30 protein-coding genes are annotated in these 25,557 nt (G+C 36.3%); 12 read left to right on the top strand and 18 right to left on the bottom strand.

Annotated elements, in window-relative coordinates; genetic code table 11:
* Positions 1 to 80: 80 nt before the first annotated feature.
* The gene (locus tag CQ058_RS20980; protein WP_002068524.1) at positions 81 to 2,132 is read left to right on the top strand and encodes a transglycosylase domain-containing protein; all 2,052 of its coding nucleotides are present in this window, start codon (positions 81 to 83) and stop codon (positions 2,130 to 2,132) included.
* 32 nt (positions 2,133 to 2,164) lie between these two features.
* Here the strand turns inward: CQ058_RS20980 and CQ058_RS20985 are convergent, their stop codons facing one another.
* Positions 2,165 to 2,674, bottom strand: coding sequence for a YwhD family protein (locus CQ058_RS20985; protein ID WP_002016357.1), 510 nt, complete (start codon positions 2,672 to 2,674; stop codon positions 2,165 to 2,167).
* 25 nt (positions 2,675 to 2,699) lie between these two features.
* On the bottom strand, positions 2,700 to 3,374 hold the full coding sequence (locus CQ058_RS20990; protein ID WP_002016358.1) for a site-2 protease family protein: 675 nt from the start codon (positions 3,372 to 3,374) through the stop codon (positions 2,700 to 2,702).
* A gap of 112 nt (positions 3,375 to 3,486) precedes the next feature.
* On the opposite strand from CQ058_RS20990, the gene CQ058_RS20995 reads away from it, so the two are divergent.
* Positions 3,487 to 3,672, top strand: a complete 186-nt coding sequence (locus tag CQ058_RS20995; RefSeq protein ID WP_001147171.1) for a 2-hydroxymuconate tautomerase — start codon at positions 3,487 to 3,489, stop codon at positions 3,670 to 3,672.
* A gap of 39 nt (positions 3,673 to 3,711) precedes the next feature.
* Here CQ058_RS20995 and CQ058_RS21000 read toward each other — a convergent pair whose 3' ends face one another.
* The 6 genes from CQ058_RS21000 to CQ058_RS21025 form a co-directional block, all read right to left on the bottom strand.
* Positions 3,712 to 5,016: an HD domain-containing protein gene (locus CQ058_RS21000; protein ID WP_002130105.1), complete on the bottom strand. Its 1,305-nt coding sequence runs from the start codon at positions 5,014 to 5,016 to the stop codon at positions 3,712 to 3,714.
* Between the two features lie 145 nt (positions 5,017 to 5,161).
* Entirely contained in the window at positions 5,162 to 6,100 is a 939-nt protein-coding gene (locus CQ058_RS21005; RefSeq protein WP_002191310.1) for an ABC transporter substrate-binding protein, read from the bottom strand.
* 201 nt (positions 6,101 to 6,301) lie between these two features.
* On the bottom strand, positions 6,302 to 7,114 hold the full coding sequence (locus tag CQ058_RS21010; protein WP_000212073.1) for an ABC transporter ATP-binding protein: 813 nt from the start codon (positions 7,112 to 7,114) through the stop codon (positions 6,302 to 6,304).
* 15 nt (positions 7,115 to 7,129) lie between these two features.
* The gene (locus CQ058_RS21015) at positions 7,130 to 8,146 is read right to left on the bottom strand and encodes a FecCD family ABC transporter permease (protein WP_105589958.1); all 1,017 of its coding nucleotides are present in this window, start codon (positions 8,144 to 8,146) and stop codon (positions 7,130 to 7,132) included.
* On the bottom strand, positions 8,143 to 9,198 hold the full coding sequence (locus tag CQ058_RS21020; RefSeq protein WP_002113119.1) for a FecCD family ABC transporter permease: 1,056 nt from the start codon (positions 9,196 to 9,198) through the stop codon (positions 8,143 to 8,145). Before CQ058_RS21020 ends, CQ058_RS21015 begins: the two co-directional genes overlap by 4 nt.
* Positions 9,199 to 9,434: 236 nt before the next feature.
* Positions 9,435 to 9,659 carry a YuzB family protein gene (locus tag CQ058_RS21025; RefSeq protein WP_000526075.1) on the bottom strand — a complete coding sequence of 75 codons (225 nt, stop codon included), beginning with the start codon at positions 9,657 to 9,659 and terminating at the stop codon, positions 9,435 to 9,437.
* A 289-nt stretch (positions 9,660 to 9,948) separates the two neighbouring features.
* Here CQ058_RS21025 and CQ058_RS21030 point away from each other — a divergent pair, with 289 nt between their 5' ends.
* Positions 9,949 to 10,644 carry an RsfA family transcriptional regulator gene (locus CQ058_RS21030; protein WP_002016365.1) on the top strand — a complete coding sequence of 232 codons (696 nt, stop codon included), beginning with the start codon at positions 9,949 to 9,951 and terminating at the stop codon, positions 10,642 to 10,644.
* A gap of 127 nt (positions 10,645 to 10,771) precedes the next feature.
* Entirely contained in the window at positions 10,772 to 11,617 is an 846-nt protein-coding gene (lipL, locus tag CQ058_RS21035) for an octanoyl-[GcvH]:protein N-octanoyltransferase (RefSeq protein WP_002034931.1), read from the top strand.
* Positions 11,618 to 11,686: 69 nt separating this feature from the next.
* Here lipL and pta read toward each other — a convergent pair whose 3' ends face one another.
* A complete protein-coding gene (gene pta, locus CQ058_RS21040; protein ID WP_002016367.1) occupies positions 11,687 to 12,658 on the bottom strand; it encodes a phosphate acetyltransferase in 972 nt (323 codons plus the stop codon).
* A 277-nt stretch (positions 12,659 to 12,935) separates the two neighbouring features.
* On the opposite strand from pta, the gene hemQ reads away from it, so the two are divergent.
* The 4 genes from hemQ to gerQ all read left to right on the top strand — a co-directional run bounded on the left by hemQ (position 12,936) and on the right by gerQ (position 16,214).
* A complete protein-coding gene (hemQ, locus tag CQ058_RS21045; protein ID WP_001287592.1) occupies positions 12,936 to 13,679 on the top strand; it encodes a hydrogen peroxide-dependent heme synthase in 744 nt (247 codons plus the stop codon).
* Positions 13,680 to 13,874: 195 nt separating this feature from the next.
* Complete coding sequence (locus CQ058_RS21050; protein WP_002191313.1) at positions 13,875 to 15,152, top strand: serine hydrolase; 1,278 nt, start codon at positions 13,875 to 13,877, stop codon at positions 15,150 to 15,152.
* Positions 15,153 to 15,326: 174 nt separating this feature from the next.
* Entirely contained in the window at positions 15,327 to 15,749 is a 423-nt protein-coding gene (gene cwlJ, locus CQ058_RS21055) for a cell wall hydrolase CwlJ (protein ID WP_002068596.1), read from the top strand.
* A gap of 27 nt (positions 15,750 to 15,776) precedes the next feature.
* Positions 15,777 to 16,214, top strand: coding sequence for a spore coat protein GerQ (gene gerQ, locus CQ058_RS21060; protein WP_002068595.1), 438 nt, complete (start codon positions 15,777 to 15,779; stop codon positions 16,212 to 16,214).
* Positions 16,215 to 16,245: 31 nt separating this feature from the next.
* Here gerQ and CQ058_RS21065 read toward each other — a convergent pair whose 3' ends face one another.
* The 4 genes from CQ058_RS21065 to CQ058_RS32750 all read right to left on the bottom strand — a co-directional run bounded on the left by CQ058_RS21065 (position 16,246) and on the right by CQ058_RS32750 (position 17,371).
* Positions 16,246 to 16,614, bottom strand: a complete 369-nt coding sequence (locus CQ058_RS21065; protein ID WP_002089827.1) for a DUF423 domain-containing protein — start codon at positions 16,612 to 16,614, stop codon at positions 16,246 to 16,248.
* 63 nt (positions 16,615 to 16,677) lie between these two features.
* On the bottom strand, positions 16,678 to 16,965 hold the full coding sequence (locus CQ058_RS21070) for a YwdI family protein (RefSeq protein ID WP_001198367.1): 288 nt from the start codon (positions 16,963 to 16,965) through the stop codon (positions 16,678 to 16,680).
* A gap of 6 nt (positions 16,966 to 16,971) precedes the next feature.
* Entirely contained in the window at positions 16,972 to 17,271 is a 300-nt protein-coding gene (locus CQ058_RS21075) for a cation:proton antiporter regulatory subunit (protein ID WP_002191316.1), read from the bottom strand.
* On the bottom strand, positions 17,234 to 17,371 hold the full coding sequence (locus CQ058_RS32750) for an ion channel (RefSeq protein ID WP_308729290.1): 138 nt from the start codon (positions 17,369 to 17,371) through the stop codon (positions 17,234 to 17,236). Before CQ058_RS32750 ends, CQ058_RS21075 begins: the two co-directional genes overlap by 38 nt.
* Positions 17,372 to 17,506: 135 nt before the next feature.
* On the opposite strand from CQ058_RS32750, the gene CQ058_RS21080 reads away from it, so the two are divergent.
* From CQ058_RS21080 to CQ058_RS21090, 3 genes are all read left to right on the top strand, one after another.
* Positions 17,507 to 18,790: a purine/pyrimidine permease gene (locus tag CQ058_RS21080; protein ID WP_002191317.1), complete on the top strand. Its 1,284-nt coding sequence runs from the start codon at positions 17,507 to 17,509 to the stop codon at positions 18,788 to 18,790.
* Between the two features lie 205 nt (positions 18,791 to 18,995).
* Positions 18,996 to 19,817, top strand: a complete 822-nt coding sequence (locus CQ058_RS21085) for a Cof-type HAD-IIB family hydrolase (RefSeq protein WP_002191319.1) — start codon at positions 18,996 to 18,998, stop codon at positions 19,815 to 19,817.
* Positions 19,818 to 20,026: 209 nt separating this feature from the next.
* Positions 20,027 to 20,317, top strand: a complete 291-nt coding sequence (locus tag CQ058_RS21090; protein WP_002191320.1) for a DUF3817 domain-containing protein — start codon at positions 20,027 to 20,029, stop codon at positions 20,315 to 20,317.
* Positions 20,318 to 20,360: 43 nt separating this feature from the next.
* On the opposite strand, the gene CQ058_RS21095 is transcribed toward CQ058_RS21090, so the two are convergent.
* Genes CQ058_RS21095 through CQ058_RS21115 form a run of 5 tightly spaced genes read right to left on the bottom strand, consistent with a single transcriptional unit; the run spans position 20,361 to position 24,826 of the window.
* Entirely contained in the window at positions 20,361 to 21,038 is a 678-nt protein-coding gene (locus CQ058_RS21095) for a uracil-DNA glycosylase (protein WP_002191321.1), read from the bottom strand.
* 19 nt (positions 21,039 to 21,057) lie between these two features.
* Positions 21,058 to 22,050: an ABC transporter permease gene (locus tag CQ058_RS21100; protein WP_002089839.1), complete on the bottom strand. Its 993-nt coding sequence runs from the start codon at positions 22,048 to 22,050 to the stop codon at positions 21,058 to 21,060.
* Complete coding sequence (locus tag CQ058_RS21105; RefSeq protein WP_002191322.1) at positions 22,043 to 22,960, bottom strand: ABC transporter ATP-binding protein; 918 nt, start codon at positions 22,958 to 22,960, stop codon at positions 22,043 to 22,045. The genes CQ058_RS21100 and CQ058_RS21105 overlap by 8 nt, the downstream gene beginning before the upstream one ends.
* Positions 22,957 to 23,838 carry an SGNH/GDSL hydrolase family protein gene (locus CQ058_RS21110; RefSeq protein ID WP_002191323.1) on the bottom strand — a complete coding sequence of 294 codons (882 nt, stop codon included), beginning with the start codon at positions 23,836 to 23,838 and terminating at the stop codon, positions 22,957 to 22,959. Before CQ058_RS21110 ends, CQ058_RS21105 begins: the two co-directional genes overlap by 4 nt.
* Before the next feature lie 10 nt (positions 23,839 to 23,848).
* Entirely contained in the window at positions 23,849 to 24,826 is a 978-nt protein-coding gene (locus CQ058_RS21115; protein ID WP_002089844.1) for a LacI family DNA-binding transcriptional regulator, read from the bottom strand.
* A 98-nt stretch (positions 24,827 to 24,924) separates the two neighbouring features.
* On the opposite strand from CQ058_RS21115, the gene CQ058_RS21120 reads away from it, so the two are divergent.
* Entirely contained in the window at positions 24,925 to 25,551 is a 627-nt protein-coding gene (locus CQ058_RS21120; RefSeq protein WP_002191325.1) for a YczE/YyaS/YitT family protein, read from the top strand.
* Positions 25,552 to 25,557 lie beyond the last annotated feature (6 nt).

Raw genomic sequence — 25,557 nt, forward strand, 5'->3', positions numbered from 1 at the left:
TCAAAATTTCATTGTTTAAAATAAACGAAAACCCTCAATACTAATACAATAATGCTTGTATTAATGAGGGGCTGAAAAAGATGGATCAAACTATGAATCCAAAACTTAAAAAATATAAACGTCTTTTCTTCACCGTAATGTTTTCTTGTGTTCTTTTTTTCGTTTTTTCCTTTTTTATTATCATTATAGCTGCAAAAATTATGGGGCCTCCCCCTGTTGCAGTGCCGCAAACGAGTGTCTTTTACGCTAATGATGACACTGTTATAGGGCAAAGTAATGAAACACAAAAGCGCTATAATGTATCTCTTGATGAAATTTCTCCTTATGTAAAAGAGGCAACACTATCTATTGAAGATCAACGATTCTACAAACATCATGGATTTGATATAAAGCGCATTGTTGGTGCCATTGTTGCCGATTTAAAAGCAATGGCAAAAGTACAAGGTGCTAGTACTATTACACAACAGTATGCTCGTAACCTATACTTAGATCATGATAAAACGTGGAAGCGTAAACTATTAGAGGCAATGTATACCGTTCGCCTTGAAGTGAACTATAATAAAAATCATATTTTAGAAGGATATTTAAATACAATTTATTACGGGCATGGTGCTTACGGAATCGAAGCTGCTTCTCGCCTGTATTTCGATAAAACTGCAAAAGAATTAACATTAGCGGAAGCTAGTATGCTCGCAGGCATTCCGAAAGGACCTAGCTTCTACTCTCCCTTTTTAAAAGAAGAGCGTGCTAAAGGGCGTCAATCTCTCATACTAGATGAAATGGTAGAACAAGGTTATATTACAAAACAGCAAGCTGCCTCGGCAAAAAAGGAACCGCTAACTTTCGCCTCATTAGATACGAAAAAAGTGGCAGAGGTCGCGCCTTATTTCCAAGATGCTGTACAAGCTTCTCTTCTTCGTGATATCGGATTAGATGAGCAAGCCTTACAGCGAGGTGGCTTACGTATTTATACAACGCTAGACCCTAAATTACAATCTGTAGCAGAGCAAGCTGTAAAAAATCATATACCTGAAACAACAAACATCCAAACTGCCCTCGTCTCTATGAATCCAAAAACGGGTGAAGTGGCTGCCCTTGTTGGTGGAACTGATTATAATACGAGTCAATTTAACAGGGCTACACAAGCCGCTCGTCAGCCCGGGTCTACATTTAAGCCGTTCTTATATTATGCAGCCTTAGAACGAGGATTCACCCCTGCCACACGCTTAAAAAGCGAATACACTGTATTCACTTTAGGTGACGGTGTTTCCAAATATAAACCGAAAAATTATAAAAACTATTATGCAGACGACTTTGTGACAATGGCACAAGCACTCGCTGTTTCTGATAACGTATATGCTGTGAAGACAAATCTATTTTTAGGCGAAGACATTCTTACAAAAACAGCGAAGCAATTCGGTATTACTAGCGCATTAAAAGATGTTCCGTCTCTTGCTCTCGGCACATCTCCTGTAAAACCAATTGAAATGGTCAATGCTTATAGCATGTTTGCAAACGGCGGGAAAGAAGTAAAACCAATCTTTATAAGGCGCATCGTTGATCATGAAGGAAATATGCTATACGACGCTCATTTAGAAAGTAAACAAGTTCTAGATAAAAGCAAAGCCTTTGTGATGGAAGAAATGATGGCAGGCATGTTTAATAAAAAACTAAGCAGTTATGCCGCTGTGACCGGTCAATCGATGTTATCAAAACTATCAAGAACATATGCTGGAAAGTCTGGTTCTACAGAAACTGATAGTTGGATGATTGGATTTACCCCGCAGCTCGTAACAGGGGTTTGGATTGGATACGATCAACCTAAATCCATTTCAAACGTAGCAGAACAAGGATACGCAAAAAAAATATGGACCGATACAATGGAAAAAGGATTAGATGGACAGCCTAAACAAGAGTTCAAACAACCAGCAGATGTTGTTGCAGTCGATGTTAATCCTGAAAACGGTAAGATTGCTACAAAAAATTGTCCCATTTCTGTGAAAATGTATTTCGCAAAAGGTACAGAGCCAACAGAGTATTGTATGGATCACGTTGATGATAAGGAAGAGTTCGAAAAGGTTAGTGAAGAGAAGAAAAAGACGGGTTGGTGGAAAAAATATCTCCCGTGGTAAAAAAATAGCTGACGGAAATCCGTCAGCTATTTTTATTCGCCTAATAATGCGTGGCGCAATTCTTCACTAGATTCGTTCCAAATTGCTTCATTATGCTCTTTTAAGAATGTACCAAGTACTTTTTTAGATGATTCATCCATATGATCAATCATGATGTGACGCTTTAGTGATTTATCCATTTTATTTACATGCTCTGGAAGTGATTTATATCCGCGGCGAATTTCACGATCAACTGTCATTTCACAGGCTGTTGCACCTGCGTAATAAGCACCGTTTGGTGTTCTTTCAATTGTTACCCAAACAAGCCAAAACGGTTTTCCGTTTGGAACTTCATCTTTATTTGTTAAAAACTTAATTCCTTTTTCTACTGTACTACGCGCATGCATCGCACCGATATCAACGAACGCAGTTTTCTCTAATACATCAACAAATACAGGAGAAATATTTTCTAAACTTAATGCCCCAACGCCAAAACCACCATGTCCATCTGTTGAATCATTTTTCACGATATTAAAACCGATTTTTTTCTTTTTCTCTGTCATATGTAAACTCCTCCTCGCTTAATGATTAAAAAAGCCTGAAAATAGGCGCAATGATATTTTGTAAAAATACTAATACATATGGAATAACAACATTGAAAATAGGTTGAATTGTGTAATTGCTAAGCGGTGTAATAACAAGAATTAATAACGCAATTGATCCATACTTTTCATACTGTGTCATTTTCGCACGAATATTTGCTGGTGCTAAATCTTCCACAACGCGATAACCATCAAGTGGCGGGATTGGTAATAAATTAAATACAAGTAAAACAATATTAAGCATAATAAAAATTTGGAAAAATTGATCCAGCGTATCTGCTACTGCAAGTGGCATCGCATCTAACACACCAAATGTTATTAAGCTATACCAAATAATTAAACCAATTGCACTTAAGATAAGATTACTTATCGGTCCCGCAATAGAAACTAATATTCCTGCAAGACGCGGTCTTTTAAAGTTATATGGGTTAACAGGCACGGGTCTTGCCCAACCGAATCCAAGAATTAATACAGCAATCATACCGATAGGATCTAAATGAGCCATCGGTGATAACGTTAAACGCCCTTGCTTTTTCGCTGTATCGTCTCCAAATTTATATGCAACATACGCATGTGCAAATTCATGCACAGATAGCGCAATAATAATCGCCATTGCTACCAACGGAATTTGTTGCAATGGGTATCTAAATAACTGATCCATACTTCATCTCCTCTTCAATATGTCAAAAAAAGAAATTATTTGTTTTTCCGATTGTTCTTCCTCATAATCCGCTATAATAAGAGTGTAACTTACATAAAAGGAGCGATTATATATGCCATACGTAACAGTGAAAATGCTAGAAGGACGCACAGAAGAACAAAAGAAAGCTCTTGCTGAGAAAGTAACAGCAGCAGTAAGCGAAACAACTGGTGCTCCTGAAGAAAACATCGTTGTTTTCATCGAAGAAATGTCTAAAAACCATTATGCAGTTGGCGGAAAACGCTTAAGCGACAAATAATTTCAAGTTTTTTCATAAGAAGCAGCTCTTAGCTGCTTCTTATTTCTTTCCTTCTAACAACTCGATAATTCTCTCTTTATATTTTCCTTTTCTTCCATCTTCATAGATTAAATCATGCGGATAGAATAGCTTTTGATCCGTTCGCTTCTTACCTGTAATCGCCTCAACAATATCCGATTCACGCGAAAGCTCTCTAAGTTCCCCGTTCGGCATAAGAAGTAAGATTGGCAGACGCTCTTCTTCTTCTCCTGCGCGGTAAAAGTCATACGGTAAGTCTGATGTTGAATCAACAACTAAATAATACTCTGGGTCTAGTCCAATTTTTTTAAATAAGCTACTTAGCTCCATCCAATTATCTAAACCGTGCTTATCTGTAAACTCCACATATTTAAATAGATTTCGATTCATAAAACGACGGCATAAGTCACTTAAAATCGGATCTTCTTCCTCTTGCCATACTTGGAAGTAATAATACATTACGTTCTCGTCTAGCTTTAAATAATCCTCTACTGTTACTTCTTCTTCAAATAAAGAATAGAAATGAACAGGATGATTTTTAAACGCATAATACTTCTCATGCAACGATTTAGCTCGGTGTAAAATCTTCGTTAAAATTACTTCTGCACTACGTGTTACCGGATGAAAATATACTTGCCAATACATTTGATAACGGCTCATAATATAATGCTCTACAGCATGCATACCACTATTTTTAATGACAACTTGATTACCGTACGGGCGCATGACACGCAGTATACGTTCCATATCAAAGTTCCCATACTTTACACCAGTAAAATATGCATCTCTTAATAAATAATCCATACGATCGGCATCAATTTGGCTCGAAATCATACTAATCGCTAATTTATTAGTAGATGTTTTCGCAATTACATCTGCTACCTTTTGCGGGAAATCCTTATCCACACGGCTTAACACACGATTAATTTCCGTATCACCAACGATAATCTTTTGGGTAAATTTCTCATGATCTAACGAAAATACTTTTTCAAACGAGTGAGAAAATGGGCCGTGACCGACATCATGAAGTAATGACGCACATAAACATAACAATCTATCTTCAGCATTCCAGTTCGGTCTGCCATCAAACACATCATCAATCATACGACGAATAATTTCATATACACCTAACGAATGAGTAAAGCGACTATGCTCTGCACCGTGAAATGTAAAAAATGTCGTACCAAGCTGCTTAATACGGCGCAAGCGTTGAAATTCTTTCGTTCCGATTAAATCCCAAATAACGCGATCACGCACGTGTACATATTTATGTACTGGGTCTTTAAACACTTTTGTTTCGCTGAGTTTGTCGTTTAAATATACCACTTTCCGACATCCCCCTTTCTTTACTGCATTCTTACTATATATTATAAACGATATAGGAAACAGAAAGAAATGAAAGACTATATTAATTCCTGTTATATAAAGAAAAATCACCTTTACCAAAGCAAAGGTGATTTTTCTTTATATATTATTTTCCTAAAATGAACTCAGTAACTTCGTCTAGGATCATTTCTTTACCTAGTGGGAAGTATCCTTTGTTTACATCTTCATTACTGATTGTAAATACATGGTTGTTTTTAACAGCGTTCATATTTTTCCAAATTGATTCTTCTTGGAATTCTTTTAGACGCTGAGAACCGTCACCAGTTGTAAATACGAATAAGTAATCTGGGTTGTAATCAATTAAAGCTTCTTTTTGTATTTGTACTAACGGTTTATCAGTTGGTGTACCTTTAACTGCTGGTAATTTTAAATCACCAAAGATTACGCTACCGTAACCGTAGTCACCGTATACACGGAATGCATTTGGATATGCAGCCATTTTCATGAATGTTGCATCGCCAGTTTTAGCAACGATTTTGTCATGTAATTTGCTTGCTTTTTCATCATACTTTTTGAACCATTCTTTTGTTTCTTTCTCTTTACCGAAGATTTGACCTACTTCTTCGAATTTTGGACGCCATTGGTCTAATGGAGTTTTTAACATAACTGTTGGTGCAATTTTAGATAATTGATCATAAATCTTTTCTTGACGATTGTTTACAATAATTAAATCTGGTTTTGCAGCAGCCACTGCTTCGATGTTAATTTTATCGCCCCACGCAGAACCAACCGGTTTTACATCTTTCAATTTCTTCTCAATATGTGAATCAATTTTTTCTTGTGTTGTATTTGCAGTAATAATCGGTTTCATATCGAAAATTAATAATTCTTCTGTTGAACCACTAAGGTCAGCAATTTTCTTTGGATTTGCAGGAATTTTAATTTCCCCTTTTGCGTGTTGTACAGTGCGCTCTTCAGTTTTCGCATCTGCTTTCTTTTCTTCTTCTTTGTTAGAACAAGCTGCAAATAGTACAGAAGTAACAACTAGTACCATTGCTAATAGTGCCATTTTAAAATTCTTCATATTCCGACTCCTTCTAGCTGTATTTCTCTTATAATTTGCATGTAACTATAAGAAACGAAACAACATTTAATTAATATATTTTTATTAACTGTTGTTTATAACCCGTTCTAACGGGCGTTCAACTTCCCATCCGTGGGTAAGAAGCTCAACGTCCATTAGAACTCCCCCTCTCACCTCTTTAAGAGGGGGAAATTCTATTAATTATGCTTTTTTACGCAATTGATTATTAATCATCGCTAAATCGTATGTTAAACAAATTGGTTTACAGTTTACTGGACATGGAACGATTTGCGCTTCAATCTCAAATACGTTACGAAGTGTTTCACTCGTCATAACTTCATCTGGCGTTCCTTGTTTCATTAACTTACCTGCTTTTAATGCAATCATATGATCAGAGAAACGAGAAGCATGATTTAAATCGTGAATAACCATAACAATCGTTCTGCCTTCTTCTTTGTTTAACTTCTTCAGTAAGTTTAATACCTCAAGTTGATGAGCCATATCTAAGTATGTTGTTGGTTCATCTAACACAAGTAAATCTGTTCCTTGTGCAAGAGCCATCGCAATCCATACACGTTGACGTTGACCACCTGATAAAGCTTCTGCTGGACGATTTGCGAATTCTGTCATCCCCGTCACTTCAAGTGCCCAATGAATGTAGCGATAATCCTCTTCTTTCAATGTTCCAAATCCTTTTTGATGAGGAAAACGTCCATATGAAACAAGTTCAAACACAGTAAGGCCTGTTGGCACTTCTGCAGTTTGTGGTAAAATCGCCATTTTCTTTGCGATTTCTTTCGTTGGCTGTTTCTCAATTGCTTTTCCATCAAGATAAACAGTACCTCGTTTTGCTTTCAAAATACGAGAAGCCGTTTTTAATAATGTGGATTTCCCACAACCATTTGGTCCAATAATCGTTGTAATTTGTCCTTCCGGAATTTCAACTGTTAATCCATCTATAATTAACCCTTCATTATACCCAACAGATACCGCATCAACTGCTAAAGTTGCCATACAAAAAGCCTCCCTTTATTTTGTCCTCATAAGTAAATATATGAAATATGGTGCGCCAATTACAGAAATAACAAGACCGACCGGTATTTCTGAAGTTGGTAACACACTTCTTGAAATTACATCTGCAAATAAAAGCAAGAACATTCCTATTAATGCAGCCGTTGGTAACATAATTTGATGTTTACCACCAACGAGGCGTCTCGCTAAATGCGGAGCCATTAAACCGATAAAACCAATGCCTCCCGCCACCGCAACAGATGCACCAGCTAAACAAACTGCAATAAATAATAATTTACGTCTTTCCTTTTCTACGTTTACACCAAGGCCAACTGCTGTAGAGTCGCCTAAATTCATTACATTTAATATGTGCGCTTTACTAATGGCAAGTGGTAAGAAAATAATCATCCATGGGAGTACACTTAGTACGAACTTCCAATCTGTTCCCCATAAACTTCCTGCCAACCAAATCGTTGCAAAACGGAAGTCGTTAGATGTCATCTTCATAGAGAAAATTAAACTAACCGCACCAAATCCGGCTGCAACAGCGATACCAACAAGAATTAATCGAGTTGATGAAACACCGTCTTTCCATGCTAGTAAATAAATAATAACCGCTGCTAATATCGCACCAACTAGCGCGAAGAATGGAAGGATAAATACAGATAAAAATGTACCAGTTCCAACTTTTCCAAAGAAAAAGTAGACGAATACAACAACTGTTAATCCCGCTCCGGCGTTAATACCTATAATACCTGGATCAGCAAGTGGGTTTCGTGATAGCCCTTGCAAAATTGCACCTGACATAGCTAATGCAGAACCAACTAATATAGCAATAACCATACGCGGCATACGAAATTCAAATAAAATAACAGATTGATCTTCTGCACCCAATCCAACTAGTGACTTTAATACATCTATTGGAGGAATTTTAAATGTTCCTGTATTTAAACTTATTAAAAATACAGCAACAATTAATCCTACTAAAATCGTTAAAATAGAAACGTTCTTTTTTGTTAAGACGCTCGTCCTCACATCTTTCCTCTCCCTTCATTACGTGCTAAGTAGAGGAAGAATGGCACCCCAATTAGCGCTGTAATTGCTCCAATTGGCGTTTCAAATGGTGGATTAATAACGCGAGATAACATATCTGCACATTCAATTAGCAATCCACCTAAGACCGCAGAACATGGAATAACCCATCTATAATCTGAGCCTACAAGGAAACGAGTCATATGCGGAATTACAAGTCCAACAAATCCAACTGATCCTGCCATAGAAACCGCAGAACCTGTTAATACAAGAACAAGTACTGTTCCGATAAATTTAATTAATGTCGTATTTTGACCAAGTCCAATCGCAATTTCTTCACCAAAGCTTAAAATTGTGATATATCTCGACATCATAATTGCTATAACGAGACAAACAAGACCAATCGGTACTAACATATTAATACTTTGCCATTTCACTCCGGCAACACCGCCTGCATTCCACATACTTACCTCTTGGGCAAGGTTGAAATACAATGCAATTCCAGATGAAATTGCCCCTAATAAAGCACTAATTGCTGCACCTGCTAAAGCTAATTTTACAGGCGTTAATCCACCTGGTGAAGAAGACCCAATACCATATACAATGCTCGCTCCAAACGCAGCTCCAATAAAAGATGCGATAACAAACATTAAATAAGGTGAATTAGGGAAGAATGCATACATAATTGCAATTCCGAATACAGCACCATCTGTAATCCCCATTAACGATGGAGATGCAAGTGGATTTCGTGTCATACCTTGCATAATTGCACCTGATACCGCTAAAAAAGCACCTGCAACTACGCCCCCTATTGCTCTAGGCATGCGAAGTTCTTGAATTACGTTATGGTGCGTTATGGAACCATCAAACTGAAATACAGCTTGCCAAACGGTCTTTAAACTAATATCTGCTGCACCAAACGAAATAGAAACTGCCATACTTAAAGCTAACAAAATTGTGCCTGCTATTAAAATAATAGAAGCAACGAGTGGTCTGCTCTTAATCTCTTTAACATTCACATCTTGCTGTTCTATACTCCTTGCGCTCGCTTCCATCCCTCAACCATCCTAACCAACAACATATATTTAATAAAATGAAATTTATTCTCAAATAATAATAAAAAAATTAGGTGAATTGACTTTTTCATGATAATGATTCTCAGAATCAGACACTTTCTATTCTACCTACCACGTCAAAAGACTGTCAACCATTATTTTGAAATACGAATTCATACAAAACGCTATCTTATGGACATAAAAAAAGAAGAGTAATCTGTTCACTCTTCTTTTTCTTACTTATTTAATTTTGCTTCAATTTTTACAATTAATTCGTCTTCTGTTGGAGCCGCAACTGGACGATTATTTACAAACGCGAATGATTTTTTACGACCAGGGCCACAGTAAGACTGACATGCAACCTCAATCGTTGCACATGAATCTACTTTTTTTAACTTCGGAATCAACGTTTTAACGTTCGTTGCCTGACAATCATCACACACACGAAATTCGTTTCCCATTATATATAACACTTCCTCTATTTTAAACTTTTCACAAGTACATTTAAAAATAAACACTAAATGGTATTTTACCGCTCTTTGAAGCTTGTTGCAAGTCTCCGGGCGTAGCTCTATTCCTATATAAAGCTACCTATTTTTTATATTTTCTCCTTCAAAAGCTTTCATCATTCATAGCCACTTTTCTTCTCTTCATTGAAATCTACCATATTTTTAAAAGCTTTGTATAAAAGCTCATTTTTTTGCCCATTATAAAAATAGGAAGTTCATAAAAAGAAAGGGAGTTGAATCTATGAAAGTAAGACAAGATGCTTGGACAGACGAGGACGATTTATTGCTTGCTGAAACGGTGCTTCGCCATGTTCGAGAAGGAAGTACTCAATTAAATGCTTTTGAAGAAGTAGGAGATCAGTTAAATCGCACATCTGCTGCTTGTGGTTTCCGCTGGAATGCTGTTGTTCGCTATAGCTATGAACAAGCTCTTCAACTAGCAAAAAAACATCGTAAAGATAAAATGCGTGCTGCGGGCGGTGAACAGACAAAAAAACGTTTGCTTTACACACCACCAGCTTCAGCGGCGGCGATAACTGATTATGAAGAACACGTACCGTATGAAACAGCTGTTCAATATACAGAAGCTACTCCATATCAAAAGCCGACTGTCCCTGCTCCAAAAAGCTCAATAACAATGCAAGATGTTATTTACTTTTTACAAACAGTTGGATCTTCAAATATAAAAGTAACAGCTCTTGAAAACGAGAATACGAGATTGAAACAAGAAATTAAAACGCAAATCCTGCGAAATGAAGAACTAGAAAAGAAACTAGAAAAATTAGAACAACAATCTCATACTGTACAAGAGGATTACGAAACACTTATGAATATTATGAACCGTGCTCGTAAATTAGCAGTAATGGATGATGAGGAACGCTCACAAACATCTTTCCGCATGGATCGAAACGGTAACTTAGAAAAAATTGCAGAATAAAAAGGATGCATGCAATGCATCCTTTTTATTCTTTCACCTCTAAACTTCCCTTTATATATGAGAAAACCCCTTTCTACATTTTTTGCTATAATAGAGATTGTCATTTTAAAAATAAGGGGTTAGTTATATGAGCAATTCCCGTTCGATTTTATCTCAGCCAGAGTGGCGTATTGTAGATCAGTCTAGTTTAGGACCAACTTTCCATGCACTTCAGTCATTCGCAATGGATGACACGTTATGCACAAGTATTGGAAATGGTCTATCCGCTGCAACAATGCGCTCTTGGGTTCATCACAATACAATTGTTCTTGGCATTCAAGATTCACGCCTACCACATTTAGAAGAAGGTATTTCCTTTTTAAAAGAAAACGACTTCAATGTTATCGTTCGTAATTCTGGTGGACTTGCTGTCGTACTTGATGAAGGTGTTTTAAACGTATCACTTTTATTCCAAGAAACAGAAAAGGGTATCGATATCGATCTTGGATACGATACGATGTGGCATTTAATTAAGGAAATGTTAAAAGATTACGATGTTACTATCGAAGCAAAAGAAATTGTTGGTTCTTATTGTCCTGGTAGCTACGATTTGAGCATTCGCAATCAAAAATTTGCTGGTATTTCTCAGCGTCGTATTCGCGGAGGCGTTGCTGTACAAATTTACTTATGTGCGACAGGAAGCGGATCTGAGCGTGCCGCACTCGTTCGTGATTTTTACAACGTAGCAATTCAAGGCGAAGAAACAAGATTTACGTATCCTGAAATTGTACCGAGTACGATGGCTTCACTATCTGAATTACTTGGCGAAACAATTACAGTGCAAGATTTAATGATGCGCCTTTTAAAAACGTTGCAACAATTCACTCCAAAGTTAACATCATCTCAGCTAACAGTAGATGAAGTTCCTTTATATGAGACGAATTTACAACGTATTATTGACCGTAATAATAAGGCACTTGGTTTAGAAAAATAGAAACCAAAAAGACCACCCTCATTTCAAAAGAAATAGGATGGTCTTTTTTCATATTAATTCGTTATAGAATTAAAGTGCTTGAGCTGCTGTAATTAAAGCTAACTTGTACACTTCTTCTTCGTTACATCCACGAGACAGATCATTTACAGGCATATTTAAACCTTGTAAGATTGGTCCTACTGCTTCGAAGTTACCTAAGCGTTGAGCGATTTTGTAGCCGATATTACCAGCTTCTAAGCTTGGGAATACGAATACGTTAGCATCACCTTTAATTGTAGAACCTGGAGCTTTCTTCTCAGCTACAGATGGTACGAATGCAGCATCGAATTGGAATTCTCCATCTAAAGTTAATTCAGGAGCCATTTCTTTTGCAATGCGAGTTGCTTCTACAACTTTTTCTGTTTCTGGAGATTTCGCAGAACCTTTTGTAGAGAAGCTTAACATAGCAACGCGTGGGTCAATACCGAATAGTTCAGCAGTTTTCGCACTTTCGATACCAATTTCAGCTAAATCTTGGCTGTTTGGTGCAATGTTAATTGCGCAATCAGCGAATACATACTTCTCTTCTTCACGTACCATGATGAATACGCCTGAAGTTTTTGTAACGCCTGGTTTTGTTTTAATAATTTGAAGTGCTGGACGAACTGTATCAGCTGTAGAGTGAGCTGCACCACTTACTAAACCTTGTGCTTTGCCCATGTATACAAGCATTGTACCGAAGTAGTTTTCGTCTTTAAGAATTTTACGAGCATCTTCTTCTGTTGCTTTACCTTTACGGCGTTCAACGAAAGATGCTACCATTGCATCCATCTCTTCGTATGTAGCTGGATCGTAAATATCAACGCCTGCTAATGTTAAGTTCATGCTAGCAGCTTTTGCGCTAATTTCTTCTTTATTACCAACTAAAATTGGTTTTACTAACTCTTCTTTTGCTAAACGCTCTGCAGCGCCTAAAATTCTTTCATCAGTTCCTTCAGGAAGTACGATAGAAATGCCTTTTCCTTGAACTTTTTCTTTTACTGCTGTAAATAAATTGCTCACGAATAAACCCTCCTACAAATGTTAAAAACTCTACCTTTAAGAATACTTCTTTTCAGCTATATTTTAAACTTATAGCTCCCAAAAAATAGATAAAATGAAAATGATTATATTTTCATAAAATTCAGCCGAGAAATAATGCCTACTTAAGCCTTATTTTCTCCCGTTTTCCAGTAAATATAAATGTGACAGTTTTATGCGCCGAAACTTTATGTAGATGTTTTTAATCCTATATATGCTATAGTTAACGTGTAAAATATCATTAACTGAGGTGAATAGAATGAGTGAAGCAACAACAACGTTAGATGGCTGGTATTGTTTACATGATTTACGTTCTATTGATTGGGCAGCATGGAAAACATTATCTAGTGACGAACGCGGACAAGCAGTGTCTGAATTTTTAAATGTCGTTGAAAAATGGAACGAAGTAGCTACTGCAAAAAAAGGCAGTCATGCAATGTATACAGTTGTTGGTCAAAAAGCAGATATTATGCTTATGATCTTACGTCCAACAATGGAAGAGTTAAATGAAATCGAAACAGAATTAAATAAAACAACATTAGCTGAATATTTAGTTCCTGCATATTCTTACGTATCTGTTGTTGAACTAAGCAACTACCTTCCAGCTGATGAAGATCCATACCAAAACCCACAAATCTTAGCTCGCTTATATCCTGAGTTACCAAAAGCAAATCATATTTGCTTCTATCCAATGGACAAGCGTCGCCAAGGTGATGACAACTGGTACATGCTTCCTATGGAAGAACGTAAAAAAATGATGTACAGTCACAGTAAAATCGGTCGCCAATACGCAGGGAAAGTACGCCAAGTAATTTCAGGATCAGTCGGATTCGACGATTTCGAGTGGGGCGTAACATTATTCGCTGACGATGTTCTTCAATTTAAGAAGCTTATATATGAAATGCGCTTCGATGAAGTAAGTGCCCGTTACGGTGAATTCGGTACATTCTTCGTTGGGAACATTTTACCAGACGAAAAAGTAGAGAAATTTTTACACATATAATAATGAAAAAGGAACGAATTTCGTTCCTTTTTTTATTATCCTCTATATTTACCCACAAAAAACTTCTTTTCTCTGCAAATTTGAACAAAAATCGACAAATTCTTTTCAATTTCCTTACAAAATTGTAACCTTTCTATATCCAAATTTATGCTAAAATGGTACGAGCTATATGCTAATAACGATGCGAAGGTGATAATGTATATGAAGAAAATCTTGTCTATTTTACTAGCGTCTCTATTGTCAATTTCTTCCTTAGGAGTAACAACATCCCATGCAGAAGAAAAAATACATATAGAGGCAGCTGCTGCACTGCTATTTGATGCGGATACAGGAAAAATACTGCATGAACAAAATCCAGATGAATTACTAGCTATCGCTAGTATGTCAAAATTAATTGTTATTTATGCCGTATTAGAAGCAATTAAAGAAGGAAAAATCACTTGGGATACGAAAGTAACTATTTCTGATTACGCTTATGAAGTTTCACGTAATAATGAATTCTCTAACGTGCCGTTCGAAAAAGGACGTCAATATACTGTAAGAGAATTATACCATTCTATCGTTATCTTCTCTGCAAATGGATCTAGTATTGCTTTAGCAGAATTACTTGCAGGAAGTGAAAAGAACTTCTTAAATCTCGCAAATGAACATGCGAAAAAACTAGGGTTAAAGAAATATAAATTTGTAAACGCTACTGGGTTAAATAACGCTGATTTAAAAGGAAAACATCCTGAAGGAACTGATCCGAATGGAGAAAACTCCATGTCAGCTCGCGATATGGGTATTCTTTCAAAAACAATTATTACAAAGTATCCAGAAATGCTAGAGGATACAAAACAAAGATTTAGAAACTTCCCAGATAATCATCCAAAACCAATTCGTATGGAAAATTGGAACTGGATGTTACCAGGTGCTGCTTTCTCTTATGAAGGAGCAGATGGTTTAAAAACAGGAAGCTCTGATACCGCTGGGTATGGTTTTACCATTACAGCAAAACGCGGTGATTTACGTCTTATATCTGTTATTATTAAAACGAAATCAATGGACGAACGTTTCACAGAATCTCGCACATTAATTGAATATGGATTTAATAACTTCGAAAAACAGAAATTAAAAATAGATAAAAACAACAAAATTTCTGTAGTAAAAGGAAAAGAAGACTACGTAACAGTTGCACCAGAAAAAGAAGTGACAGTAGTTACTGCAAAAGGTAGCAAATCACCTTACAAAATTTCTACTGAAGCAGATAAATCACTTGCTGAAGATGAGCATTTAGTTGCTCCTATTAAGAAAGATGCAAAGGTAGGTTCAATCGTCTTAGAACCATCTGATAAATATGGTTTCTTAGACGGAAATAAAAGTATAAAAGTTACTGCAAAAACGACTGAAGAAGTAGAAAAAGCAAATTGGTTCGTATTAACAATGCGTTCAATTGGCGATTTCTTCTCAAATTTATGGTCTAAAGTATTTTAATGATGAAAAGCTAGCCCACGCTAGCTTTTTTTCTTTTCCTCTCAAAATGTAAAACTTCGTTTGGTTGTCATATCTGCGTCCTTTTTCTCATACGTATGAACTAGTAATTGTTCCACACTTCATCTAGAAAAAACCTCTTTCCGAAGGGTATTCCAAAAAGAGAGGTGACACATAATGGGTGTTATCGCGCATACAGAAGAAGATGTAAAGTTATTAGCTAGACTCATGCGTGCCGAAGCTGAAGGAGAAGGACAACAAGGCATGTTAATGGTTGGAAATGTCGGCGTAAATCGTGTCCGCGGAGATTGCTTAGACTTTAAAAAAGTCCGAAATTTACGTCAGATGGTTTATCAAAATCCTGGTGGTTTTGAAGCAACTCAAAAAGGGTATTTTTATCAACGAGCGAGAGAACAAGATATCGCCTTAGCCCGCCGGACAATTCAGGGACAACGTTTTTGGCCCGCCAACTTTTCCTTATGGTTCTTTAGGCCTGAAGGTCCTTGCCCGCCAACTTGGTATAACCAACAAAATTCAGGACGTTTTAAAAAGCACTGCTTCTTCCAACCATCTGGTGAAGATTGTCCTGGCGTATATTAAGGAATGAAAATGAGGAGGGATTTTTGAATGGCACAGCAACAAAACCCATACTATGGAACAGGTTTTTATCAACCATCCGGAACTTATGTGCAACCACAACAAATGACCCCACAGCAACAGCAGCAACAGCAACAACAGCAAGCGATGCAACAACAAGCTGCTCAGGCTCAACTTGCAGTTTCTCAAGGTATGTTACCACTAGAGCAATCGTATATTGAAAACATCCTTCGTTTAAATAAGGGTAAGCCAGCTACAGTTGTAATGACTTATGAACGCGGTAGTTCGCTTGGTACACAATCTTATACAGGGATCATCGAGGCAGCTGGCCGTGATCATATCGTAATTAGTGAGCCGAAATCTGGAAAACGCTTTTTACTACTAATGATTTATTTAGATTATGTAGAATTCCCAGGAGAAATTACGTATTTACCTGGTCAACAAGCAACTTATGCTCCAAGACCATAAAAAAAAGCTGGCGAATGCCAGCTTTTGTTTTTTATAACCCTTTTACAACTGCAGTTCCGACTAAAATCCACGCCACAATAAACGCTACACCACCAAGGGGTGTAATTGGGCCAAAGAATTTAATACCTGTTGTACTTAATGCATAAAGACTGCCTGAGAACATAATAATCCCAGCTACCATAAGCCAACCTGCAGTGTTTAAAAGTGATGATTGCATTTTGTCCATTAATAGAGCAACTACGAATAAGCCACCTGCATGAAACATTTGATATGTAACGCCCGTCTTCCACACTTCTAACATTTTTGCAGAAATTTTATTTTCTAAACCATGTGCTCCAAAAGCCCCTAATGCAACAGATAGCCCCGCTGCAATACAACCTAGTAAAAAGAAAATTTTCATCTTAATTCCCCTTTTTATTTTTATCATAAGCAATTTTCACATATAATCCAAACGATTTAATCCCTAAAAATCAAATAAAGAATTACCATTTGCACCTTCTTCTTTTATATACACAGGTTCTCCAGAAACTGGCATAACCGGTTGAACTGTTGTTATAGGCTGAGATCCGATTATTTGTGATTGAACTTGTGGTTCTCTATACGTAGAAGGCTCAACTTGTTCATCTAATAATAAATCACATAATGCACGCACAACTAATAAATGCTCTTTTGATTTTTGTCCTTCACTACTTTTTGCCTTTGCAATTTCACTCGCCATTTTATTTAAAACCTTATCGCTAGATACTTGCATTCCTTGTCACCTCTTACTTTGTAGTTCTTTCTCAAATTGCCTCAGTTTCTCCACTGAACCAAATACTATTATCATATCATGTTCTTGCAGTTTTTCCTGCCCCGTTGGATTATGGATAATATCCCCATCTCTTAAAATCACTAAAATTGTTACATCAAATTGATTTCTCACATTACTCTCTAATAAATATTTACTGGCTAAGTTAGAATCTTTACCAACTTGAATTTCTTCAATTACAAATGATTGCTCTATTCCATACAATACTGTATCAATATAATGCACTGTTAACGGATTCGCAATATCCAACCGTTAATACAGTAATCATCGTCATCCAAAATACTTGAAACAAGCTAATCTCTTCAATTGTCATAAATCCTAGCGTTCCTAGAATTACAACAAAAGTCATACATATAACCGCTATCCATAATTGCTTCCGTGCATTCATATTATGTTTCAATTCTTTTCTCTATCTACAATCTTTGCCAGAGGAAATGAAATACGTATATACTAGAAAACGGAATCTATGAAAGAGGTTGATATAATGAAGCTATTTCTTTCTGCCTTACAATGGGCACTATTTATTTTAGCTGGAAGTCTTATTGTACCAATTAGTGTCGCAACTAGTTACGGCCTTAATGGCGCTGAAGCTATCGCGTTTGTACAGAGAACATTATTTGTTCTCGGTTTTGCCGGTCTCTTGCAAGCTATATTTGGTCATAAACTTCCTATCCAAGAAGGTCCTGCCGGCCTTTGGTGGGGAATTTTCTCCTTGTATGCAAGTTTAGGCGTCGTATTATTTGGATCAAGCAATGAAACACTTAAGGTCCTTCAGTACGCTTTCCTATTAAGTGGCATCATTTGTATTATTCTTAGTGTTTTTGGACTTATTGATAAACTAGTTCGTTACTTTACACCGACAGTAATTGGAACGTATTTATTCCTTTTGGTCGCACAACTTAGTGGCTCCTTCTTAAAAGGCATGTTTGGCCTTGATGGACAACATACAGAAGTACAGCCAAAGGTATTTATTCTTTCACTCATTGTTATTTTACTATCTTTTTTCATTATGAAGCTACCTATTATTGGACAATATTCCGTTCTTTTCAGTATCGTCTGCGGCTGGATATTATTTGCGTGCTTCGGATTATCTAATCCAGTAACACCTGTGACAGATATAATTCGTCTTCCATCTCTGTTTGTTTTCGGAATGCCTCGCATTGAATGGAACATGGCAATTACGGTAGTTTTCGTCACACTACTACTTCTAACAAATATGTTAGCAAGTATTCGCGTTGTACAAAAGGTTGTTTCTAAGTATGAAGAAAATGCTGCTCCAGATCGCTTCAAACAAGCTGGCATTATAACAGGAATAAATCAATTGCTAGGCGGTCTATTTTCAGCCATTGGCCCTGTTGCCATTTCTGGATCCGCAGGATTTATTGCAACGACAAATATTTATAAGCGCCTTCCATTTATGTTAGGGTCAAGCTTTATCATTCTTGTTAGTATATTCCCAAAGATTACTTCATTCTTTGCAGCCATCCCCGTTGCAGTTGGGTATGCTGCAATTTATCCTGTATTTGCAAGCATGATTGGTCTCGCTTTCCGCGAATATGACACTGTACAAAATAAAGAACAATTATTTAAAGTAGCAGGCCTTTCAATCTTTACAGGAGTCGGCGTTATGTTCGTTCCAGCAGGAGCGTTTTCTACGCTACCACCATTTTTAGCTTCATTTTTAAGTAACGGTCTTGTTCTTGGATCTGTAATGGCTATCTTGCTGGAAATATTATTTTCTCGTTCGCACGAAAAACAACCATCGTAAATTGGAAAACTTCCATTATTGCACTCTATCTTTAGAGTTGTTACGATAATGATAAATTATCATGGGCAACACGCTCATGATAATTTATACTAACAATGCAGAACTTCTCCTAGTTTCATGCAAAGAAGTTCGATGTCTTACTATATATTCCCCACTATCTTCATAAAAATTTATTTCTATTTCAACAAAGAAAGGAATTTTCTATATGACTTATAAAATGATTGTTTTAGATTTAGATGATACTTTATTACGCGACGACCATACAATTTCACCTCGTACGAAAGAGGCTTTAATGACAGCACAAGAGCAAGGAGTTAAAGTTGTACTTGCTTCTGGGCGCCCAACGTTTGGTATGCGCAATGTTGCAAAAGAAATTCGTTTAGAGGAATACGGTAGCTTCATTCTATCTTTTAACGGCGCAAAAATTATTAACTGTAAAACAAATGAAGAAATCTTCAGTAGCACGCTATCTCCTGAAATCGTTCACAACCTATTTGAAATTAGTAAAACTGAAGATGTATGGATCCATACTTATATTGGCGATGATATCGTAACAGAAGAAAATAATCCTTATACTAAAATTGAGGGCGAAATTACTGGCATGCCGATTATTGAAGTAGATGATTTTAAAACTGCTGTTAAAGAACCTGTAGTAAAAGTATTAATGAATAAAGAAGCTGAACGCCTTGTTGAAGTAGAAAAGAAACTACAAAAACAACTAGAAGGTCAATTAAGCGTTATGCGCTCTAAACCATTCTTCTTAGAATTTACTGAATATGGTGTTACAAAAGGAACAAGCCTAAACCAGCTAATCCAAAAACTTGGTATTAAGCGTGAAGAGGTTATCGCAATGGGTGATAGCTATAACGACCAAGCAATGATTGAATTCGCTGGTCTTGGTGTTGCGATGGGCAATGCACCAGATGATATTAAAGAAATTGCAAACTATGTAACAGATACAAATATGAACGATGGCGTTGCAAAAGTTGTAGAGAAATTCGTTTTAAAAACGGAAGTACTTGTTTAATATTTTCATTCATAAAACCTATTTGAAGTCAAATACTTCAAATAGGTTTTTATTTAAATTGCAATGCTTTTGTGACTATATTTTGAACTTTGCACTATTCTCGTAGTGTAAACTTTCTTTTTGTATATAATTAAACAAAATAGACTATTTCATTTTGAAAAAGAATACAAATTTACTATATACAAGCATACATTAAAGGAGGCTACTTCATGTTATCTACACCAATCGGAAGATTAAGAGCAATCGGCTTAATTGAGGGGATTTCTTTCCTATTACTATTATTTGTAGCAATGCCATTAAAATATTTTGCAGGGTTTGCAACAGCTGTTAAAATTACAGGCATGGCTCATGGCGTTTTATTTATTCTATTCATCTTTGCAGTAATTCAAGTAACAATCGTACACCGTAAATCAATTTTATGGGCACTTGGGGCATTCGTTTCATCAGTTATCCCATTTGGTACTTTTGTACTAGATGCAAAACTAAAAAATGAACAATAATAGTAAAAAGGTAGTTAACAATTGTTAGCTACCTTTTTTGCGTTTATATATTCGGAATTTGCCAATCGATTTCTTTTTCATCCATGTTTGATAAAATCTCATTTACTTTAGAGTACGGCTTACTTCCAAAGAAACCTCGTCTTGCTGATAATGGACTTGGATGTACGGACTCGATAATATAATGATTCGTATTCGTAATTAACTTTTTCTTCGCCTGAGCATGGCGTCCCCATAATATGAAAATAACTGGCTTTTCACGTTCATTTAATAGCTCAATTACGCGATCTGTGAAATGCTCCCATCCTTTTCCTTTATGAGAATTTGCTTCACCTTGACGAACCGTTAATACAGTATTTAATAGTAAAATCCCTTGCTCCGCCCATTTTACTAAATAACCATTATTCGGAATTTCATAACCGTATTCATCTCGAAGTTCTTTATACATATTTAGCAATGATGGCGGCGTTTTAATATCAGGTTGTACCGAAAAGCTTAAACCATGCGCTTGATTCGGTCCATGATATGGGTCTTGTCCTAAAATAACGACCTTTGTATTTTCATAACTTGTATACTGAAGAGCGTTAAAAATATCTTCTACCTTTGGATAAATCACATGCTCCTCATACTCTTCTTTTAAAAAGTTAGATAAATTTTGATAGTATTCTTTCTCAAATTCTGGCCCCAGTAATGGTCCCCAATCATTCTGCAAAATGTTTTCCATGCCTTCACTTCCTATCCAATTAATTCACCATATCCTGCCTTGTAAATACTACAAACGAAATGATAAGAGATACTACTGCCCAAACCGTTAAATTTATTAAAGAAAATCCCATTGATAACCCTTGTAATGCAGGAAGTTTTCCTGATAAATAATCCGTTAGCGATAAGTTGACACTAAAAATATATTTCGCACCTTCCCAAGACGTTGCGAATGAACTTAAAATGCCGCCTGCAATTAACGCAGCTAACATAACGCCCATACCAGCTGGTGTATTACGAATTAAAACAGAGACCATAAATGATATAGTTCCAACAACGATAGCAACAAACCAAGCTAGTCCGTACGCCATTAAAATGTATTGCCACTGCGGAATAAGGTGTACAAAGTTTGTATTTAACGTTTCCTTATCAATGACGAATCCTGTTAACACAGGTAAATTCCATCCAGAGTATCCAAATACAAGCCCTGATAATGCGTAAGCAAACAAACCGACAAGAAGCAATATGAGCGAAATGAAAAATAACATCGTCACATATTTACTAAGGAGTATTTTCCAGCGCCGAATTGGCCTCGTCAGAAGCATTTTCATCGTACCATCGCTTCGTTCTCCTGAAACAATATCAATGGCGACAATCATAACGAGCAATGGAATAAATAACGTTATTCCTTGTTCAATAAACGCCCTCACAAATGTCGGTGCTCCTGGCGCAGTCGGATTAATATTATGATCTAAATAATATTGTTGTTGTTCCACTCTTACTTTTAACCAATCCCGCCATTCTTCTGGCAATCTAGAATTGTTCAAGCGATTTTGTGAATCAACAATTTGTTGCTGTAATGATACTTTCCAATCGGTCGTACCAAGCCTTTTTTGCGTCGTTTCTATTTCACGATACTGAGCATACACAAAAAGTGGAATCAAGATTGCTAAAATAAGCATGACAACAACAATTCGTTTCTTACGATAAATCTTTTCTGATTCATTTAAAACTAGATTCGCAAATTCACGCATGTTGCTCACCCCTTGTGAGTTCAATAAATAAATCTTCTAGCGTAAATACAAGCTCTTTGACGCTATGTACATCTATCCCGTTTTCTACAAAATGCTTATTCCAAACATTAATAGACGCAACATCCATACGACATAATAAACGCTCATCTTCTACACTAACTTCCTCTATCTCTTCAGCAGCGTCTAACATGCCTTTCGCTTTGGAAATCGGTGTAACGACCCATTCCACACGATCACTCGCTGTTTTGATCAACTCTTCAATAGGTGCAACTGTTATCATTTTTCCTTTATGAATAATAGCAACACGGTCGCATATCAGTTGCACTTCACTTAGCAAGTGACTCGAAATAAATACACTCATATTTTCTTCTTTTACAAGCTTATGTATAAATTCCCTAAGTTCTCTAATCCCAGCTGGATCTAAACCATTCGTCGGTTCATCTAATATGAGCAATTTCGGGTTTCCAAGTAGCGCCTGTGCAATTCCAAGGCGCTGCTTCATACCAAGGGAATATGTTTTTACCTTATCGTGAATACGCTCATCTAAATGAACCATTTTTGCAATTTCAATAATACGTTCATCTGATATATCACCAAGCATGCGCGCAAATTGCTTTAAGTTTTCCCATCCCGTTAAATATGTATAAAGCTCTGGGTTTTCAACTATACTTCCAATTTGACGCATCGCTTCTCTGAAATTTTCCTTAATAGAATAACCACCGATAGAAATAGTACCTTCTGTCGCTTTAATCAGTCCGACTAACATTCGAATTGTTGTCGTTTTCCCGGCTCCGTTCGGTCCTAAAAAGCCAAACACTTCTCCTTGTTTTACATCAAATGAAATGTCCTCTACAAGCGTCTTCTTTCCAATTACCTTCTTCAAGTCTCGTACAGAAAGTATCGTCGTCATTTTATCCCTCCTTGCTCTAGTTTTAATTTACTTACGACGTTTTGGACTAATCGCTCTGCCATATATGTGTAGCCTACTTCATTCGGATGAAAATGATCGGAGTATAATAAATCTTTTCCACGATTTTGGAATAAATCAAATGTCGGTGTAATATATACATTTTTATCATTTAATGCTAACTTCTCTAAAGAAGCATTCCAATCAACAACAATATTTGATGAACCTCTTAAATCTTCTACATCCTCAAAAGGATTGTATAAACCTAGCCAAAAAATAGGACTATCTGTGTTTAATTTACGAATTTCTTCTATAATTTTCTTCGCTTCATTTTGAAACGTTTCCGTATCAGGACGATACGTCTCTAAATCTATCTTTCCGAGCGATTCCCATCCTGGGAATAAATCATTTCCTCCAATTGTTAAAACAATTACATCTGCTTGCTTAATTGAATATTGAGCTCCGCTGCTTTCGATTTGTTTTAATAAATCAGGCATTTTCGCACCACTAACTGCCAAATTGCTTAGTGCAACTTTTTGTTTATAATCTTTTTGTAAATTTTCTTTCATTCGTCCAATATAGCCAATTCCTTCTTTATCACCAACGCCGCGCGTTAACGAATCACCTAAACTAACTACTTGTAACGTTCCTGTTTTCTTTTTCTCTTTTTCCACTACGTCAGTCTTCGTAATTAATTTTGAAGCTTTCGGATTTAATACATCATTTACACCCGAAACAAAACCGTATGCAAATAAACAGAAAGACGCAATTGTAATGAGTAGAATTACTTTTACTAATTTTGATCTCATATCAAAACCCCTTTTAGCCCCTATAGATTGTCCATAATTATACCAAACGAATTTTCGAAAAGCGATTTTCACACCTTCTCTATTATGTCGTTTCCCTATCTACCAAATCTGGTAATAACTCTACATGTTTCACATCTATTTCCTCATCATTAATCTTTTCATATAATAATTCAAATGCCTTTACACCAACATTTTTACTAGAATGCGAAATCGTCGTAATACCTAATATATTTGCCACCTCTTGATCATCACATCCGATAATCGTAATATCCTCTGGGATACGAATTCCTTGTTTTTTCGCCTCCGTTACCATTCCTGCAGCAATATGATTGCAAGATACAAGAAAAGCCGTCGGTTTTACAGACATACGAGCCCATTCCCTGACTACATTGCGCCCATCTTCCACCGTAAAACATCCCTTAAACTTCCAGGCATCTAACGGTGTTACAACAATCTGTTGAAGTGAATCCTCATACGCCTTTTTTCGCCTCTGGCTATTAATACTATTACTTCTTCCAATGCAATATCCGATACGTGTATGACCAGCATCTATTAAGCTTTTCATCCCGCGCAAAAATACTTTGTAGTAATCAATATGTACACTCGAAATGAAATTCGAATCTATTTCTTCACACATCACAATTGGACCAAACTTCGTATACTCTTCAAGTTTTTCCTTACTATTTGTCCGTGAACATATAATTACTCCATCAAGCTTTTTCATTTTTAACATATGTAAAATTTCAAGCTCTTTTTCTTCGCTATAATTTGTCTGGCAAAGCATCATATTATAATTGTTCTTTGCGGTTTCCTTTGATATCCCCCCAATAATGGCACTGTAATATTGATCATTTACGTGCGGCAATAACACGCCAATTACATTCGTTTTTCCTTTCACTAAATGAATCGCATTCACATTTTGCGTATAATTTAATTCTTCAATAATCGCTAAAATCTCTTTTCGTTTCTGTTCATTCACATACGGATGATTATTGAGTACACGTGAAACAGTTGAAACAGATACCCCAGCAAGTTCAGCAATCTTTCTTATATTAGTCATCTCATTCTCCCCTTCCCCTCAAAAATTCTCGCTTGACCTGGTAAGCTTTCCACAGTATATCCTTTCTTAGCAAATACATTTTGAAAGGATATACAACTATGCTTCGATTCAAACTAGAATATATATTTTTCATTGGCGGTTTACTCATTCTCGCCATCGGTATTAATATGATGACGACAATTACTTCCTTTGGACTTAGCCCTTATGATTCCTTCTTTATTGCACTATATCAAAATTTTGGGATAAGTATTGGTTTTTGGATTTTCATGATTAACTTTATTTTTACCCTGATCGTACTCTTTTGGGACAAAAAACAAATTACAATCGGCACAATTGTCACAATGATTCTTATTTCTCTTTTTGTTGATTGGGTTGGTTCTATTACGACTATTATGGATACTATCCGCTCTCTTCCAAAATATATAACACTTATTTGCGGAAATCTATTCATCGGAGCTGGAATTGGTCTTTACGTCTCTACAAACCTTTGCGCAGCACCTCAAGAGGCTTTCGTTTTAACTGTTGCTGAGAAAAAGAAATGGACATTTAGAAGAACAGAAATTTCATTAGCTTTTTTATTTTTAACATTAAGCTTCTTATTAGATGGGCCAATCTATTTTGGAACAATTATCTTATCCTTTACAACAGGTTGGATTATTCAAGCTTTTATTCAAGTTGGTACGAAGATTTTAAATAGAAAAAACCCTATTAAGCAAGCCGCTTAATAGGGT

This window comes from Bacillus sp. MYb56, from assembly GCF_002976445.1.
GTDB classification, from domain to species: domain Bacteria; phylum Bacillota; class Bacilli; order Bacillales; family Bacillaceae_G; genus Bacillus_A; species Bacillus_A mycoides.

Excerpts from the sequence above, each read along its gene's own strand:
- CQ058_RS21100 (WP_002089839.1), bottom strand. The coding sequence starts at position 22,050 with ATGCGTGAATTTGCGAATCTAGTTTTAAATGAATCAGAAAAGATTTAT.
- lipL (WP_002034931.1), top strand. The coding sequence starts at position 10,772 with ATGAGCAATTCCCGTTCGATTTTATCTCAGCCAGAGTGGCGTATTGTA.
- CQ058_RS21115 (WP_002089844.1), bottom strand. The coding sequence starts at position 24,826 with ATGACTAATATAAGAAAGATTGCTGAACTTGCTGGGGTATCTGTTTCA.
- CQ058_RS20990 (WP_002016358.1), bottom strand. The coding sequence starts at position 3,374 with ATGGATCAGTTATTTAGATACCCATTGCAACAAATTCCGTTGGTAGCA.
- CQ058_RS21020 (WP_002113119.1), bottom strand. The coding sequence starts at position 9,198 with ATGGAAGCGAGCGCAAGGAGTATAGAACAGCAAGATGTGAATGTTAAA.
- CQ058_RS21030 (WP_002016365.1), top strand. The coding sequence starts at position 9,949 with ATGAAAGTAAGACAAGATGCTTGGACAGACGAGGACGATTTATTGCTT.
- gerQ (WP_002068595.1), top strand. The coding sequence starts at position 15,777 with ATGGCACAGCAACAAAACCCATACTATGGAACAGGTTTTTATCAACCA.
- CQ058_RS21090 (WP_002191320.1), top strand. The coding sequence starts at position 20,027 with ATGTTATCTACACCAATCGGAAGATTAAGAGCAATCGGCTTAATTGAG.
- hemQ (WP_001287592.1), top strand. The coding sequence starts at position 12,936 with ATGAGTGAAGCAACAACAACGTTAGATGGCTGGTATTGTTTACATGAT.
- CQ058_RS21085 (WP_002191319.1), top strand. The coding sequence starts at position 18,996 with ATGACTTATAAAATGATTGTTTTAGATTTAGATGATACTTTATTACGC.
- CQ058_RS21095 (WP_002191321.1), bottom strand. The coding sequence starts at position 21,038 with ATGGAAAACATTTTGCAGAATGATTGGGGACCATTACTGGGGCCAGAA.
- CQ058_RS21050 (WP_002191313.1), top strand. The coding sequence starts at position 13,875 with ATGTATATGAAGAAAATCTTGTCTATTTTACTAGCGTCTCTATTGTCA.
- CQ058_RS21080 (WP_002191317.1), top strand. The coding sequence starts at position 17,507 with ATGAAGCTATTTCTTTCTGCCTTACAATGGGCACTATTTATTTTAGCT.
- CQ058_RS20985 (WP_002016357.1), bottom strand. The coding sequence starts at position 2,674 with ATGACAGAGAAAAAGAAAAAAATCGGTTTTAATATCGTGAAAAATGAT.
- CQ058_RS20995 (WP_001147171.1), top strand. The coding sequence starts at position 3,487 with ATGCCATACGTAACAGTGAAAATGCTAGAAGGACGCACAGAAGAACAA.
- CQ058_RS32750 (WP_308729290.1), bottom strand. The coding sequence starts at position 17,371 with ATGACTTTTGTTGTAATTCTAGGAACGCTAGGATTTATGACAATTGAA.
- CQ058_RS20980 (WP_002068524.1), top strand. The coding sequence starts at position 81 with ATGGATCAAACTATGAATCCAAAACTTAAAAAATATAAACGTCTTTTC.
- CQ058_RS21120 (WP_002191325.1), top strand. The coding sequence starts at position 24,925 with ATGCTTCGATTCAAACTAGAATATATATTTTTCATTGGCGGTTTACTC.
- CQ058_RS21105 (WP_002191322.1), bottom strand. The coding sequence starts at position 22,960 with ATGACGACGATACTTTCTGTACGAGACTTGAAGAAGGTAATTGGAAAG.
- CQ058_RS21025 (WP_000526075.1), bottom strand. The coding sequence starts at position 9,659 with ATGGGAAACGAATTTCGTGTGTGTGATGATTGTCAGGCAACGAACGTT.
- CQ058_RS21065 (WP_002089827.1), bottom strand. The coding sequence starts at position 16,614 with ATGAAAATTTTCTTTTTACTAGGTTGTATTGCAGCGGGGCTATCTGTT.
- cwlJ (WP_002068596.1), top strand. The coding sequence starts at position 15,327 with ATGGGTGTTATCGCGCATACAGAAGAAGATGTAAAGTTATTAGCTAGA.
- CQ058_RS21070 (WP_001198367.1), bottom strand. The coding sequence starts at position 16,965 with ATGCAAGTATCTAGCGATAAGGTTTTAAATAAAATGGCGAGTGAAATT.
- CQ058_RS21010 (WP_000212073.1), bottom strand. The coding sequence starts at position 7,114 with ATGGCAACTTTAGCAGTTGATGCGGTATCTGTTGGGTATAATGAAGGG.
- CQ058_RS21005 (WP_002191310.1), bottom strand. The coding sequence starts at position 6,100 with ATGAAGAATTTTAAAATGGCACTATTAGCAATGGTACTAGTTGTTACT.